Annotated in this window: 11 protein-coding genes; 6 read left to right on the top strand and 5 right to left on the bottom strand. The window is 64.5% G+C overall.

Annotated elements, in window-relative coordinates; genetic code table 11:
- Positions 1-48: 48 nt before the first annotated feature.
- The 4 genes from ACP7BV_RS19140 to ACP7BV_RS19125 all read right to left on the bottom strand — a co-directional run bounded on the left by ACP7BV_RS19140 (position 49) and on the right by ACP7BV_RS19125 (position 7,922).
- Positions 49-3,294 carry a pectinesterase family protein gene (locus ACP7BV_RS19140; protein WP_426106065.1) on the bottom strand — a complete coding sequence of 1,082 codons (3,246 nt, stop codon included), beginning with the start codon at positions 3,292-3,294 and terminating at the stop codon, positions 49-51.
- Entirely contained in the window at positions 3,291-4,031 is a 741-nt protein-coding gene (locus ACP7BV_RS19135) for a rhamnogalacturonan acetylesterase (RefSeq protein ID WP_426106063.1), read from the bottom strand. Before ACP7BV_RS19135 ends, ACP7BV_RS19140 begins: the two co-directional genes overlap by 4 nt.
- Before the next feature lie 92 nt (positions 4,032-4,123).
- Positions 4,124-4,822, bottom strand: a complete 699-nt coding sequence (locus ACP7BV_RS19130) for a FadR/GntR family transcriptional regulator (protein ID WP_426106062.1) — start codon at positions 4,820-4,822, stop codon at positions 4,124-4,126.
- 166 nt (positions 4,823-4,988) lie between these two features.
- Positions 4,989-7,922, bottom strand: coding sequence for a TonB-dependent receptor domain-containing protein (locus ACP7BV_RS19125; protein ID WP_426106061.1), 2,934 nt, complete (start codon positions 7,920-7,922; stop codon positions 4,989-4,991).
- Between the two features lie 219 nt (positions 7,923-8,141).
- On the opposite strand from ACP7BV_RS19125, the gene ACP7BV_RS19120 reads away from it, so the two are divergent.
- Entirely contained in the window at positions 8,142-9,968 is a 1,827-nt protein-coding gene (locus ACP7BV_RS19120) for a glycoside hydrolase family 28 protein (RefSeq protein WP_426106060.1), read from the top strand.
- Positions 9,969-10,216: 248 nt separating this feature from the next.
- On the top strand, positions 10,217-12,529 hold the full coding sequence (locus ACP7BV_RS19115; RefSeq protein ID WP_426106058.1) for an NADP-dependent malic enzyme: 2,313 nt from the start codon (positions 10,217-10,219) through the stop codon (positions 12,527-12,529).
- A gap of 128 nt (positions 12,530-12,657) precedes the next feature.
- Here ACP7BV_RS19115 and ACP7BV_RS19110 read toward each other — a convergent pair whose 3' ends face one another.
- Entirely contained in the window at positions 12,658-13,695 is a 1,038-nt protein-coding gene (locus tag ACP7BV_RS19110) for an RNA methyltransferase (RefSeq protein ID WP_426106056.1), read from the bottom strand.
- A gap of 163 nt (positions 13,696-13,858) precedes the next feature.
- On the opposite strand from ACP7BV_RS19110, the gene ACP7BV_RS19105 reads away from it, so the two are divergent.
- Genes ACP7BV_RS19105 through ACP7BV_RS19090 form a run of 4 tightly spaced genes read left to right on the top strand, consistent with a single transcriptional unit; the run spans position 13,859 to position 16,030 of the window.
- The gene (locus tag ACP7BV_RS19105) at positions 13,859-14,275 is read left to right on the top strand and encodes a DUF2170 family protein (protein WP_426106055.1); all 417 of its coding nucleotides are present in this window, start codon (positions 13,859-13,861) and stop codon (positions 14,273-14,275) included.
- A gap of 10 nt (positions 14,276-14,285) precedes the next feature.
- Positions 14,286-14,993: a PspA/IM30 family protein gene (locus ACP7BV_RS19100; protein WP_426106054.1), complete on the top strand. Its 708-nt coding sequence runs from the start codon at positions 14,286-14,288 to the stop codon at positions 14,991-14,993.
- 9 nt (positions 14,994-15,002) lie between these two features.
- Positions 15,003-15,344: a hypothetical protein gene (locus ACP7BV_RS19095; protein ID WP_426106053.1), complete on the top strand. Its 342-nt coding sequence runs from the start codon at positions 15,003-15,005 to the stop codon at positions 15,342-15,344.
- Between the two features lie 23 nt (positions 15,345-15,367).
- Positions 15,368-16,030 (top strand): ubiquinone biosynthesis protein, encoded by a 663-nt coding sequence (locus ACP7BV_RS19090; protein ID WP_426106052.1) that lies wholly within the window; start codon positions 15,368-15,370, stop codon positions 16,028-16,030.
- Positions 16,031-16,042 lie beyond the last annotated feature (12 nt).

Below are 16,042 nucleotides of genomic sequence, written 5' to 3'. Positions count from 1 at the left end.
CTCGTTGACGCTGTCGGATTGCGCTGTCGCTTATCCGACCTACGCTCCTCACTGATCTGGCGGATTCCATCCCTTGCCGTTGTTGAAGCTGGCGAAGATTTTGGCGCGGCTGCTGAAGCGGGCGGTGCGCGCGGCCGCGTCTAGCACATGGCCGGCGCTGCGCTGCGACAGGTCGAGCGCGGCGCCGGCCAAATCGGTGCTGCCATGTTCGCGCCATCCGTGCGCGGCATCGGCTTGCGCCGGATTGGGCGCCGGCTCGCGTCCAACGCCGGCGCCGGCCCAGCCGCCCGGCGCGATGTGCCGGTCCATGCGGCAGTTGATGAAACTGACGTTGTCCCAGGTTGCGGCGGTGCCCGGACTGCGCGCCAGGTACGTGCTGGCCTCGGGGACCGCATTGCCGGCCGGGCCGGCGCCGTGGGTCAGTACGCTGTCGAGAAACACGAAGCCCGGCTCCGTGGCCGCCACCGTGCGCGCCTGGACGATGTAGCCGCCGGACTCCTGGTTGGCGCTGTCGCCGAGCGAGCGGATTTCGCTCTGTTCGAACAGGGCGGCCCGGTTGGCGCCCCAGATGAAGTCGACGTTGCCGGCGACCAGGGTGCGGTAGAACCAAGCGTAGCCCTTCAACTGCAGCGTATCCTGTTCGCTGAAAAATCGCGCGTCGCGCGCGACCAGGCGGCCGGCGTCGCTGTTGAAGTAGATGGTCTCGGCCTGCCCCGAACGGCTGTAGCGGCGCTCGCTGTCGTTGCGCAGCGTGAGCGAGGCAAGCGTGAGCAGGTCCAGCTCTTCGGCCAGCAACAGTGCGCGGCCCCCGCCGATGCCGGGTGTGCCGGGCGTGGCGCTGGCGCCTGAACCCGCATGCATGCCTTCATTGTTGGTGGCGTGGATGACGACGCCGTCGGCGCTCTCGCCGCGCAGCGTCACGCGGTCGCGGGCGCGCAAAAACAGCAATTCCTCGTAGCTGCCGTTGCGAATGGCGATGGTCAGCGGCGCGGCCTTCGGATAGCGCGCCATGGCGTGGTCGAGCGCCCCTTGCACAGTACGAAAGTCGGCCGGGCCGTCGTCGTCGACCACCAGGCGGGCAGGAGAGCCCATGTCCTTGCGGGTGCGGAACGACCAGCGGCCCACCGCATGGTCGAACACGCCCGCACCGATGACGACCAGGTACTCGGTGTCATACCCAAGGACGCCCGCGTGCAGGGCAATGCTGGCGCTGCGATCGGCAATGCGGATCGGATCGCGCCGCACGTAGCGATGCCGCTCCGCTTTTGGCGGCCCAATCCTGGCGACTTCTTCCCCGGGGCGAATAATGTCGACCAGGGCCATGTCGCGCTTGCGGTAAATGCGCACCGATCCGGCCTCGCCGAGTACCGGCGGGGCGGCAAAGGTTAGGCGCAACGGCGTGTCGACCGGTACAGCGCGCGCGCCAGGTGGCGGAAACACCACGGGCGCGGGCAACTGCGCCGGCGGTTTGCCGAAGCGCGGGCCCACCTTGACGCTGAACCAGGTTTGCAGTGCCGGGTCGGTCGGGCTGCTCAGCAGGACAGTGGTCTCGCCCGGGCTGACCGGCACCACCGTGACGCCTGAAGCACTGACGGTGACGCTGGCCACGCGCGGATTGTCCGAGCGCGCCGTAAAGGCGACGGGCGTGGCGCCGTCGCCGCCAAGGGCACTGACCGGCACCGTCAGCGGGCCGTCGCCGGCTTGGGCGCGCAGCACGTCGGCCACGCCCGAGAGGGCAAGGCGGGCCGGCTTGTCAGCCGCCGCGCCAGAGCTGGCCTGGTCGATCTGAAAGGCATTGCCCTGGCTATAAAAGCCTACTTGCGTGCCGCCGTGCGCGAAGCGCGCATCGTTCACCGTGCCGAGCTTTTCGCCATTCAGGTAGACCGTCAGCGCACTGCCTGCCAGCTCGACGCGCAACAGGTCGGGCCGGCGGTCGGGCGCTGCAAACCGGCGCAGCTGCTTTACGCGCGTCAGCACGCCGTCCTGCATGCGCATGACGTTCACTTCAAGCACACCGTCGGCCAGCGCCAGGCCAGCGCCCGACCAGTTGCCCGCTTGCTGGCGTCCAAGCAGCACCAGCTGGCCATTCCCGGTAGCTGGCCGCAGGGCGCCGATGCGGGCCTCGATGTGAAAGTCGGGCGTGGCCGGCGCCAGCTGCGAGGTGGCGGGGGCAAGGGCCAACATGGCGCCGTCCGGCATGCTGTCGAATTCCCAGTTGCCGGCGCCGGCATTGGCGAGCACGTGCTGTTTCACTTGCGCCGCCGGGAGCGCGGTGAAGGGGTAGGGCACCTGCCAGGCAGGTGCGGCCGGCAGTGCACATGCGCTCAAGGCTGCGCCATTCAGGGTCGAGCCGGCATCAAGGAAGGAATTACCGGCGCCATGGCTGCGCACCACGTCGGCACAGCCGCGCGCGCCATCGATCTCGTAGACATTGGCCTGGGCGATGATGTCGGCCTCCTTGCCCACGCCCACGCTGTACTGGTGCGGATAGGCCGCATGGCGGCGCGCGCCGACGTGATAGTTGTTGTACAGGTGCACCTGGCCGAAGCGCACCCGGGGCGCCCGGCTGGAGACAAACTCGAACAGGTTGTTGCTGAAGGTGACGTGCAGGCGCCCGCGGTCGTCGCTGGCATTGTCGCTTGAACCGATAAGCGAATTTTTTTCGTGCAGCGCGAAACGGTTGTACGACACCGTGACCAGGTCCGCACCGTGGCTGATGTCGAGCGCGCCGTCATGGCACTGCTTGGGCATGCCGTTTTCAAGCGGCGCCAATTGGTCGCCGTGCGGCGCGTCCGTAAAGCTGTTGTGGTCGATCCATACTTTGCGCGAGGCAGACACGGTGATGGCGTCGAACTGCGCGTTCCAGTGACCCTTGGGGCCATCTTCCGGATCCCAGAGCGGGTCCACGTCGCACGGGTTGCGCAAATTCAGCTTGCGGATGATGACGTTGCTGACCTTGTCCAGCACCAGGCTAGCGTGCAGCAGGCCGGAACCGCTGCCGGCGCCGGTCAGCGTGGTATTGCTGGGAACGCGCAGGGTGCCGCGTTGTTGCTGGTCGGCGCGGCTGGCAAACGGCTTGCCATCGCGCATGTCGATGATGCCTGCCACTTCAATCACGCGCGCGCCTCCAGCCAGCGCCGCGCGCAACTCGGCCGCACTGCTGACCGTCAGCGCGGCTACCGCGCCGCCGCCGCTGGTGCCGCCGTCTTGGCCGGCCCAGCCGTCGGCAAGCTGGGCCCGCGCCGGCACGCTGCACAGCAGGGCGGTCGCGGCCAACCAGCGCAGCGCGTTCATAAGGGGCGCAGCGAGGCTGCCAGTGCCGGGTGCAGGCGCACCAGGTCGCGCAGCACGATGCCGGAAATCAGCTCGGCGCCCTTGGGACCGACATGGGTATAGTCGAAGGCGCTCTTGCGCCCGTCGGGCAGCGCTTGTTGCGTGGCAGGTTCCTGGGCCAGGGTGTCGGCTTGCGCCGGGCCCATCGCCTGGACCGCCGCGGCGCTGTACTTGTACAGGTCGAGCAGGTCGGCCTGTTGCTGGCGCGCGATGGTGCGCACCGCTGCCGACCATGGCGCCAGGTCGTCGTGCAGCCACGGACCGCGAAAGCTGCGGCGCGTGAGGGGCGTGACCAAAATCGGCACCGCGCCCAGCGCGCGCGTCTCGCTCACGTAGCGCGCCAGATTGGCGGGATACTGGGTGACCAGGTCGGTGGATCGGCCCGGTTTGCCCGGCTGGTCGTTATGCCCGAACTGGATCAGCACGTAGGTGGCGCTGTAGGGGGCGCCCGCGCGCAACTGCTCCTGCACGGTGTTCCACAAGCCTTCGGCGCGGAAGCTGCCGCTGCTGCGCCCGCCGCGCGCCAGGTTGACGCAGGCCACGCCGGGCAGCAAGCGCGCGCACAGCGCCTCGCCATAACCGGTGCGCGGGGCCATGGTGGAGTCGCCTACCAGGATCACGCGGGCCGGCAGGCGCGGCGCAGCCAGCACGCCAGCCGCGCTGGCGCACAGCGATAGGAAAAACGCGAGACGGAGCATTGAGCTCTCCTTCAGATTGAGGAATACATTACCAGACCAATTCTAATGCGGTTGGACCAGTTGCGCAATCTGGATGAGCCAATTCTCCGGTATTAGCCTCGCGAAAACGTGCGTGTGACCCGTTCGAGGTGGGCCCGCATGGCTTGGCGCGCGCCGCTGACGTCGTGGGCGGCAATCGCTTCAAGGATGGCGCGATGGTCGTTCAGGGTATTGGTGCGCAATTCTTCGGTCTGGAAATGTTCCTTGAGCTTGTGCCACAGGCTGCCGCGCTGATTCCACAGGTAATCGATGACGCCCACCATGGCGCTGTTGCCGGTGGCCCTGGCGATGGCCAGATGAAAGTTGCGGTCGGCCTGTTCGTTGGCGCTGCGGTCGTCGTGGTGCTTTTCCATTTCCAGCACGGCCAGCAAAATGGCGTCGATGGCCGAATCGGTCGCCATCTTGGCCGCCAGCGCGGCCACTTCGGCCTCGATCATGCGGCGCGCGGCCAGCACTTCAAACGGGCCCGGACCGATCTCCACCACGGGCGCGAGCGCTGCGGCCTGCTCGCTGACATACACGCCCGAGCCGCCCCGCACTTCGATGAAGCCGCCAAGTTCGAGGGCAATAAGCGCTTCGCGCAGCGACGTGCGGCTTACGCTTAGTTTGAGCGCCAGGTCGCGTTCGGACGGCAGGCGCTCGCCCGGGCCGATGTTTTCTTCTTCGATCAGGGCCTGGATTCGGCTGGCGACGACCCGGTACAGGCGCGGCTCGGCATGGTTCGCCTCTGGTGCTGCGGTAGTTTTTTTCATTGCGGGTGGGGGCGGCGTAGGCAGGGATGGAGATAAGCGATTTTAGGTTGGTCTGGCCAATCTGGCAAGGCGGTCGCGCCGCCTGCGACGTTTGGCAGCGTGGCCTTGCCAAAAAACAATCGGACCCCGCAAGGAGCCCGCCGTCACACTGCACTACCAGTCGAGCTTAAAACTTGTACTCGACCGAGACGCGAAAGACACGGCCCATCATGTCGGCCAGGCTGGTGACGTAGCCGCCCGGATACAGGCTGTTCGCGGTCAGCGACGGGTATGCTTCGTTGATGTTGTTCACGCCGGCCGAGATCGTGGTGTGCTTGATGCCGCTGTATTTGACGTTCACATTGAACTGGCTGTACGCATCGATCTTGGTCAGCTTGGAACCGGTGCGCGGGGTCAGGTCGGTCAGCGAGGAATTGTAGCGCTGCGACAGGCTGGCGCGCCATGCACCGTAGGCGTAGCCGATCGAGGCCGTGTGTTTCCAGCGCGGGTTAATTTGCGGCAGCCCCGCCAGGCCCGAGTTCGGCCCCGCACTGCCATAGCGCCCGTCGTTGGTCACCACGCCAACGTTCTGGAGCCACACGCCATCCTTTTCCGCCTGGAACTCATACTTGTGATACCAGGTGCCGTCGAGCTGGGCGTCGAAGTTGCCAAAGCTCGTCTGGGGAAAGCGGTAGCGGGCCGACAGGTCGGCGCCGCGGATGCGGGTCTGCCCGCGGTTGGCCTGGCTGGCCACGATGTGGTCGATCGTGCCGTCGCTGGCGCGCACGAAGTTGCCCGCATACTTGACCGGGTTTTGCTGGATCTCGGCAATGGCTACGGCGCCCAGGACGTCGCGCAGGCTCAAGCCCCAGTAGTCGAGCGTGATGGACAGGTTCTTCATTGGCTCAAGCGCAAAGCCGTACGAAAAACCGCGCGATTTCTCGGGCTTGAGGAAGGTGTTGTTGGGCGACTTGGTCCAGTACGAGGTCGATACATTGCAGACCTGCTCGGCGCTGTAGCCCGCGGCCGGGGTGCCGGTGGCAGGCACGGTTGGCTGCGCACTCGGGCACAGGACCGGGTCGTCCATCAGCTGGGTGCGCACTTCGGGCGTCGGGTTCTGGATATCCATGATGGACGGCGCGCGAAAACCCGTCGACAGCGAGCCGCGTAGTACAAGCGAGGCGGCGGGCTGCCAGCGCACGGCCAGCTTCGGATTGACCGTGCTCTGGTCCAGGTCCTTGTAGCGGTCGGCGCGCACGGCGGCGTTGACCAGCAAGGTCGGCGTGACCGGCATGTCGATTTCGAGCATCAGCGAGGTAATATCGCGGGTCAGCTTTTTGGCCACGCCTTGCGGCACCTCGCCCACCAGGTCGCTCTGCACTACGTTGCCCGTGGCGTCGATGTTGTAGCTGCCGTCGGCCTTGCGCAGCACGTAGTCGAGCGGGGCATTGAAGGTGCGGGCCGAATCGCGCCGCCATTCGCCCGACACCGCCAGCACCGCGTCGCCGCCGCCCAGCTTGAAGACGGGACGGGTCAGCGTCACATCCACGCTCTGGTTGTAGGCCTTGTTCAGGCGATAGGTGTAGTCTTCGGCCTGGATGCTGCGCAGGTATTCGGCGCCGGCCTCGTCCTGCAGGCCGAAGGGATTGAGGATGCCCTTGTCGAAGCCTTGCTGGGCTTTGCTGTACAAAATGTAGCCTTCGCCGGCCTGCGTGTCGCGCTCGGAACGGCCGTAGTTCAGGCCGGTGCGGTAGTCCCATCCCAGTACGCTGCCTTCCGCGGTCAGCACGATGCGCTCGTTGGTCTGCTCGTCGTTGCGGTAGGCGGAGCCAAGCTCGGCCGGACCCCACTGGAAGAAGACGGTGCGGTTGTTCAGGTTCAGGTCGCTGACGGTTCCCGGCGTGCGGGCCGGATCGATGTACATGGCCGGCGTGTTCGCGCCGGTATTGCTGCCCACGACCTTGACCGGCGCGGTGATGCCCTTGCCCGGATAAAAGCGGCTGGTGGACGGCAGCGAATAGGTGGTGAAGGGCTGGTTGGCGTTTGGAATTTGCAAGCCGCGGTACTTTTGCACGTTGAAGTTGCTGTGCAAGATATCCAGGTCGATCTTGTGGCCGCCCGCCAGATTCATGCTGGCGCGGGCGGCGATGTTGGTGATCTCGCTGCCGTCGGTGACCGCCGTCCAGTGCAGCGCGTCGCGGGCGCAGCCAGGGGCGTACACAGGCGGCGTGTTGGCGCTCGCCGCACCCAGCACCGGGATCGTATAAGGTGCCACGCAGCCGGAGGCAAAGGCCGGATTGTAGTTGGCGTTGGCGGCACGGGTAAAACCGAAGTTGGCAATCGGGGAGGGATTGCGCGCATCGGGCAACAGGCCCAGGCCGAGGGAGCGCAGCACGGCCGGGTCGTGCTGTTCAAGCCGGTCCTTCTGAAACAGGGCCGACTTGGACTGGTGGTCGACCGCCAAATAAGCGTTCCAGCGGTCCTGGGCCAGGTCGCCGATACCGACAATGGCGCCGATGCTCCTGGTCTGGCCGCCGCCATCCTGTTGCGGGGTCGCATATTCGGCCTTGACCGTGGCGCCCTTGTAGCCGCGCTTGGTGATGAAGTTCTGGACGCCGCCAATGGCGTCGGCGCCGTAGGTTGAAGCGGCGCCGCCGTTGAGCGTTTCGATGCGCTCGAGCGCCGTGCGCGGGATCACGTTGACCGACACATACTGGTCTTGCAGCGGCTCGTTGGCAAGACGGCGTCCGTTGAGCAGCGTCAGGGTACGCATCGGGCCCAGGCCGCGCAGATTGGTCACGGGGCCGGCAGCGCCCGTATTGGTGCCCAGCGACAGCGACTGTGGCTGCTCAAGCACGAAGTCTTTCAGCTCGAGGTTGCCGCGCGCTTCCAGTTCGCTGGCCTTGATCGTCGACAGCGGCGTAGCGCCTTCGTTGGCGATGCGGCGGATCAGCGAGCCGGTGACCACGACGGCCTGCAAGGGTTCGGCTTGTACGGCGGCTTGCACGGCGGCATTTGCGGCAGTCTGGGCGTGGGCCGGCATGGCCAGTTGCAGCATGGCCGAAGCCACGGCGACGGCCATGACCGCAGGTTTGATCTCGGATGGGCGTGAACGGTGCATCTTGTCTCCTCATGGGTGTGATCACAATTGGCATGATCACTTTTTTTGTTTGATTGGACCAAATACTAAACTGGTCAGACCAATCAAACAAGCAAAATGTTGAGCAAACGTTGTTGTTTCGCCAGCGTCCTGTAACGCAAGTGGCTGGTCCAGATTGCTATTTTGGTCCAGCCAAAATACAATGACTGAAGAGTAGCGGATGACAAATCAAGGAAAACCATGAAGCAAATGACTGTGCTCCCGAATCTGCAGCGTCGCACCCTGATCCGCGCCACGTCGGCCGCAGGCTTGCTGGCAGCCGGGGGCTGCGCCACCGGAACGGCGACCCTGGCGAGCCCCGCCGATCCGTGGCGGCGCGCCCAGGCGATCATTGATCGCGTGGGCCGGCCACGCACTTTTCGGCAGGAGGATTTTGTCATCACCGCTTACGGGGCCAGGCCGGCCGCGCTGGTCAGCGTCAAGGGAAGGCTGACCGACGACACATCGGGCCAGCTTGCTTCTCCCGCGCCCGGATCGCACGACTGCCATGGCGCCATCGCCGCCGCGATTGCCGCCTGCCACCAGGCCGGCGGCGGGCGCGTGCTGATCCCGGCGGGGAACTGGTACTGCGCCGGCCCCATGGTGCTGCGCTCGAATGTGCATGTGCACCTGGCGGCGGGCGCCCACGTCTTTTTTAGCGCCGAGCCGGCCGACTACGCCCGGCATGGCGATGTTGACTGCGGCGCCAACGGCAAGCTGGTGCTGTCGCGCTGGCAGGGCAACGATTGCCTGAACTATTCACCCCTGGTGTACGCCCATGGACAGGACAATATCGCCCTCACCGGCGCCGACTGGACCAGTGTGCTCGACGGCCAGGGCGGCTTGCCATTTGCAGGCGGCGCCAACTGCTGGTGGGATTGGAAAGGGCGTCACCGGGCGGGCGCGAGCGACAGCGAAGTGGCCATCAACCCGCGCAACGCCGCCACGCTGGCCGTGCTCGCGCCGCAGCTGGGCGCAGCCAGGCTGGCGCAAATCCAGGGGACGGGGGAGCGCTGGCGCAGCGACGCGCGCTACCTGCCCGCCCTGTCGGAAGCGGGGCTGCCGGTCGCGCAGCGCGTGTTTGGCATCGGGCACTTCCTGCGCCCTTGCATGATCGAATTCATCGGCTGCTCCAACGTGCTGCTGGAAGGCTACAAGGTGCAAGCTTCGCCATTCTGGCTGCACCACCCGGTCAATTGCCGCAATGTCCTGATCCGCAAGGTCAGCATGGACAGCATGGGGCCGAACAGCGACGGCTTCGACCCGGAAGCGTGCGACGGTGTGCTGGTCGAGAACTGCACTTTCAATACCGGCGACGACTGCATCGCGATCAAGGCCGGCAAGAACAACGACACCGGCCATGGCCCAACGCGCAATATCGTGATCCAGCACTGCGTGATGAACAGCGGCCACGGCGCTGTGACGCTGGGCAGCGAAATGGCGGGCGGGATCGAGCACGTCTACGCGCAACATCTGGAATTTCGCAACATTCACTGGGCCAGCGATCCGCTCAATACCGCGATCCGGATGAAGACCAATATGAACCGGGGCGGCTTTCTGCGTCACTTTTATGTGCGTGACGTTTCAATACCCAACGGGGTGCAGGTTGCGCCAAAGTTCTATCCGCCGCTGCCAGGGTCGGTGATTTCGGCAAACACGGTGGCCTCGACCGCGGGCGGCATCATCACGATCGATTGCGATTACGCGCCCGCCGACGACAGCGTGCGCACGCGAGCGCCAATGGTCTCGCAGGTGCATATTTCCGGCGTCAAGGTGGGCAATGTGGCGACCCAGGGCGGGCAGTATTCCTGTTACCAGGCGCTGGTGATCCTGGGACCGGTGGCCTCCAGTTTCAATGGCGCGCCGGGCACGCCGGTGCTGCCGATCACGGACATCAGCATTAGCGACTGCGACTTCGGCACGCCGCGCAATGCGGCGCAACCATGGTTCCTGCATAACGTTCAGTCGCTCACGCTCAAGAACGTGATCATCGCGGGCAAGTCATTGTCGACGACCTTGTCGGCCTGAGGCGCCAGGTAACAGTCCCGGCGCCGGGGCCGAACTTTTCATCGTCGCAGCGCTCATAACCGTGTCGACGCGTGGATTCGTGTGCGATACTTTTTTTGCTGGTTGCGATGAAATGTTGTCTAGACGAGGGCTCGTACCGGGTTCGAACCGCGCTCAAACCGGTTTGTTGGTAGAAATACGTAGCTTGCGAGTTTGGTACGTCTGCTAGAATCAACGATCCCCGTAAGTCATAGGAAGGCCGCACCAGCATGGATTCGTCATCGGAAAAAAAAGAAGAATTACGTCAACAGCTGCGCCTGGCAGCGCTCGAATATCACGAATTTCCCCGTCCGGGCAAGATCAGCGTTACGCCCACCAAGCAGTTGCTCAACCAGCGCGACCTGGCCCTGGCCTATTCGCCCGGTGTGGCGGCGCCGTGCGAGGAAATCGTCAAGGATCCGGGCAACGCCTATAAATATACGGCGCGCGGCAATCTGGTCGCGGTCATCACCAACGGCACCGCCGTGCTGGGCCTGGGCAATATCGGTCCGCTCGCTTCCAAGCCGGTGATGGAAGGCAAGGGCGTACTGTTTAAAAAATTCGCCGGCATTGACGTCTTCGACATCGAAATCAACGAGCTCGATCCGGACAAGCTGGTCGACATCATCGCCTCGCTCGAGCCGACCTTTGGCGGCATCAACCTGGAAGACATCAAGGCGCCCGAGTGCTTCTACATTGAGCGCCAGCTGCGCAGCCGCATGAAGATCCCGGTCTTTCATGATGACCAGCACGGCACCGCCATCATCGTCGGCGCGGCCATCATCAATGGCATCAAGGTGGTCGGCAAGGATATGCGCGAGTGCAAGATGGTGGTGTCGGGCGCCGGCGCCGCGGCGCTCGCTTGCCTGGAACTGATCGTCGATCTTGGGTTTCCGATTGAAAACATTTTCGTCACCGACCTGGCCGGCGTGGTCTACAAGGGCCGTGCCGAGCTGATGGACCCGGACAAGGAACGCTTTGCCCAGGAAACGCCGCTGCGCACGCTGGCCGAAGTCATGCCGGGTGCCGATATTTTCCTCGGCCTGTCCGCCGGCGGCGTCTTGAAGCAGGACATGGTCAAGCAGATGGCGCCGAACCCCTTGATCCTGGCGCTGGCCAATCCAACCCCGGAAATCTTGCCTGAAGAAGTCAAGGCGGTGCGCGGCGACGCCATCATTGCCACCGGCCGTTCGGATTACCCGAACCAGGTCAACAACGTGCTGTGTTTCCCTTACATCTTCCGCGGCGCGCTCGATTGCGGCGCCACGACCATCACGCGCGAGATGGAAATTGCGGTAGTGCACGCGATCGCCGAACTGGCCCACGCCGAGCAGTCCGACGTCGTGGCCACCACCTACGGCATCAGCAACCTGTCGTTCGGTCCCGAATACCTGATCCCGATGCCGTTCGACCCGCGTTTGCTGATGCAGATCGCGCCGGCGGTGGCCAAGGCCGCCTTCGAGTCGGGCGTGGCAACGCGTCCGATTGCCGACCTGGACGCCTATGCCGAAAGCTTGCAGCAATTCGTGTACCGCAGCGGCACCTTCATGAAGCCGCTGTTCGCCCTGGCCAAGGCGGCGCCGCCCGAAATGAAGCGCATCGTCTATGCCGAGGGCGAAGATGAGCGCGTGCTGCGCGCGGTGCAGGTGGTGGTCGATGAAAAGCTGGCGCGCCCGATCCTGGTCGGTCGTCCGCAGGTGCTGCAACAGCGCATCGAAAAATTCGGCCTGCGCCTCAAGCTGGGCGAGCACTTCGACATCATCAACCCGGACCATGAAGACCGTTACCGCGACTTCTGGCAGACCTACTACCAGATGGCCATGCGCAAGGGCGTCACCCAGGAATACGCCAAGCTCGAAATGCGCCGCCGCCACAGCCTGATCGGCGCGATGATGATCCACAAGGGTGATGCCGACGGCATGATCTGCGGCACCTTCGGCACCACCAACTTGCACCTGCATTATATCGACCAGGTGCTGGGCCGGCGGCCGGGCGCCAATGTGTACGCAGCGATGAATTTCCTGATCCTGCCGGAGCGCCAGATGGCGCTAGTCGACACCCACGTCAATGAAAACCCGAGCGCCGAGCAGCTGGCCGAGATCACCATCATGGCCGCCGACGAGATGAGCCGCTTTGGCATCGTCCCGCGCGCGGCGCTGCTGTCGCACTCCAATTTCGGGTCCGCCAACAGCGAATCGGCCAAGAAGATGCGCGCGGCGCTCGCGCTGGTGCAGCAGCAGCGCCCTGAAATTGAAGTCGATGGCGAGATGCATGGCGATGTTGCCCTCGACGCCAAGCTGCGCAAGACCATGATGCCGCACTCCACGCTGCAGGGCGACGCCAATTTGCTGGTGATGCCTAACATTGACAGCGCCAACATCGCCTACAACCTGCTCAAGACGGCAGCGGGCAATGGCATTGCGATCGGGCCGGTGCTGCTGGGCTGCGCCAGGGCGGTGCATATCCTCACGCCATCGGCTACCGTGCGCCGGATTGTCAACATGACGGCGCTGTGCGTGGTGGATGCGGTGTCCGAGCGCTAGTCTCGGCAAGCCACAGCAACAGGGCAGGGCGTCGTGATGGGCGCCCTGCCTTTTTTTCGCTTTCTCAAGCTCGTTCTTATAGGTAGGCCGTTGGCGGAGCGTGGCGGAATGCGCTGCGCTTTTCCGCCCTACGTGGCGGTGGTGCTGGTACGGATCGGGATCACGCGCGGCGCGCCGGCGCGGGCGCGCAGTTGACCGCAGCCGCCGTCGACGTCTTGCCCGGCCGAGTCGCGCAGCTTGGTCAGGATGCCGCGCCCGTGCAGCGCGGCGGCAATTGCGCGCGCCTTTTCCCAGCTGGGACGCTTGAAGGCGAGGTCGGGAATGGTGTTGTAGGGGATCATGTTGAGGACGGCGTATTTGCCTTTGAGCAGGGCGACAATGCCGTCTAGCTCATCCTCGCCATCGTTGATGCCGTCCAGCAGCGTCCACTGGTACTGGATCGGATAGCCCGTCTGGCGCGCATACGCTTCGCCCAGCGCCACCAGTTCGGCCGGGGTAAGCCGCGGCGCGCGCGGCAGCAGCTTTTCGCGCAGCGCCGCCTTGGTGGTGTGCAGCGACAGCGCCAGCGCGGGCTTGACGCGCCCGAGCGGCAAGCGCTCGAACACGCGCGCGTCGCCCACCGTGGAGAACACAATGTTCTTGTGGCCGATATTGCCTTCGGTGCCGAGCAGTTCGATGGCGTCGAGCACATTGTCCAGGTTGTGCGCCGGCTCGCCCATGCCCATGAAGACGACCTTTTTTACGCTCCGCTGTGCGCGCGCCAGCACCACCTGGGCGATGATTTCGCCGCTGGTTACTTGCCGGATCAATCCTTCGCGCCCGGTCATGCAGAACTGGCAGCCGACCGCGCAACCGACCTGGCTGGAGACGCACAGGCCGTCACGCGGCAGCAGCACGCTTTCCACCGTTTGCCCGTCGGCCAACCCCACCAGCAAGCGCGCCGAGCCATCTTCGCCAGGATGGGACGACACCAGGCGCGCCATGGCCGCCAAGTCGGCGTCCAACGCCGGCAAGGCGTCGCGCACGGCGCGCGGCAAAAAATCCTGCGCGCGCCGCCGCCCGTGCTCGTGCCCGGCGCCCTGGATCCAGTCGCGCAGCACGCGCTGTTCGTGCAAGGGCAGGGCGCCCAGGGCACGCAGGCGCTGGCGGATGGTGGCGATGTGCATGGTGTGTGGAGAGGTTTGCGGAAGGTTGGGGGCAGGCGCATTTTACACGCCGCTGCGGACCGACCAAGCAATAGTGATTGTTCAATAAACCGCTTGACATCTTATGTCGCAGGCCTATACTTTGGACATATTATGTCTGAGGATGAACACCATGGAAGTGGCAATGACACAGTTACTGGCAATTGAACAGGCGCTCAGCCTGAAGCTCGGTTCGCTGGGCGTGAGCGGCAACCTGTTGCCGGCAGAAGAGGCCGACGGGGTGCCGGTGATGCGCATCGTGATCGAGGGCCAGGAGGAGCTGCCGATTTTCGTTACCGGCTCGGCCAGCCAGGTGCTGTGCATCTGCTACCTGTGGACCGAAGACGAGATCAAGCCCGAGCGCCGCTCGGAGATGCTGGAGGCAATGATGGACCTCAACATCGCCATCCCGCTGTCGAATTTCGGTCGCATCGCCGGCCACTATGTGATTTACGGTTCGCTCGCGCATGACGCTGACGCCGCCAGCATTGCAACCGATGTGGCCATGGTGGCCGACAACGCGCTCGAGGCGCTCAACGTCTTCACGGACTATCTCAAATAAGGAGAGCAACATGGCTGTCTTTTCAAAAATTCTCACGATGCTGCGCGGCGATGTCCGGAGCATCGGCCAAAGCATCGTCGACAACAACGCCAACAATATCTACGAGCAGGAAATCGTGGAAGCAAAGGCACACGTGGCCACCGCCAAGCACGACCTGACCGGCGTGATGGCCAAGGAAATGCAAGCGACGCGCGAGATCGAACGTCTGGGCAAGGAAATGCACCGCTACGAAGACCTGGCCCTCGAAGCGCTGAAAAAAAAGCAGGATGCGCTGGCCGAGGAAGTGGCCGTCAAAGTAGCCGACATCGAACTGGCGCTGGCCGAACAGACGGGTGCGCGCGATCAGTTTGCCGGCCATATTACGCATCTGAAAGACTTGATCCGCAACGCCGAGGCGACGCTGCGCGAGCACGAGCGCGAGCTGGCCATGGCCAAGACCACCGAGAGCGTCTACCGCGCCACGGCGACGATCTCGCAAAGCATGGGCAGCAGCGGCAGCAAGCTAATGAGCGCGAAAGAGTCGCTCGAACGCATCAAGCAACGCCACCAGGACACGGCCGACCGGATGCAGGCGGCCGACGTGCTCGAGGGCGAATTTGGTAACAAGGCGCTGGGGCGCAAGCTGGCCGCCGCCGGCATTGGCGAGCCGGATCGCAAGGCGCAAGTGATGGCGCGTCTGCAGCAGCGCCTGAATGCGAAGCCGTCCGAGCCGAGCTGAGAGGCGAGCATGGTCAGCAGTTCGCCCCTCTGGACCAGTTCCGACGCGGCCCTGCGCGCGGTGCAGGTCGCCTTTGATGTCGAGAAAAAAGTGATCGATGCAGTGCGCTACGCCGCTTTTGAAAACCAGGTCTCGCCGTCGGACCAGATCCGCAAGATCCTCGGCTTGCCCTGCACCAGCAAGCCGGTGCGGCCGCGCCTGACGGTGAGCCTGTCGGACGCCGATTACGCGCTGCTGGCCGACAAGTTCGGCGTCGCCGCCGACGACAAGCGCAAGATCAAGGAAGCGCTGCATGAAGCATTAATAAACTTTGCCAAAAAGCAAATACCGCGCAACAATAGCGCGGACTAAACTTTACAACCAAAAGGCGTGCGATGCCCATCTTGCAGCTGCTGACCAGCTTCCCCACGGCCGTGCCCACGGTACTGCTGGCGGTCCTGATGATTTACTGGCTGATGTCGATCGTCGGCATTGTCGACTTGGGCGACGCGCTGCACGCGCACCACGGCCACCTGGACGGGATCGACGCAGCGCACGGCGCCACCGACCTGCCGGATCTGCATTCCCTGGCCGGTTACCTAGTCGCGCTCGGCCTGGGCGGGGTGCCGCTGTCGGTGGTGGCCAGTGTGCTGGTGTTTTTCACTTGGTTGGGCACAGCATTGCTGCACAACTACGTGATCGTTTACTTGCCGCTGGAAACCGTGCGCATGCTGTGCGGCGTGGCGGTGCTGCTGTTCACGGCGGCGCTGTCGATCCCGATTGCGGCGCGCGTCATCAAGCCGATGCGCGGCTTGTTCGTCAAGCACGTTGCGCGCAGCAACAGCAGCTTGGTGGGCCTGGAATGCAAGATCGTCACCGGAAAGGTCGATCCCGGTTTCGGCCGCGCCGAGGTGGCCGATTCGGGCGGCGGCATCAATATCCGGGTCTGGGCCAGCGAGCCCAATGGGCTGCGCAAGAATTCAAGAGCCATCATCGTCGCTTACGACGAAACAAGCCGGCAGTACGAAGTGCAGGCAGCACCTGACAGTATTCACTAGCCAAAACACTCG

The sequence above is a fragment of the Massilia sp. TSP1-1-2 genome (assembly GCF_049896185.1).
Taxonomy (GTDB): domain Bacteria; phylum Pseudomonadota; class Gammaproteobacteria; order Burkholderiales; family Burkholderiaceae_D; genus Telluria_A.
This window is presented reverse-complemented; position numbering and strand designations above follow the sequence as displayed.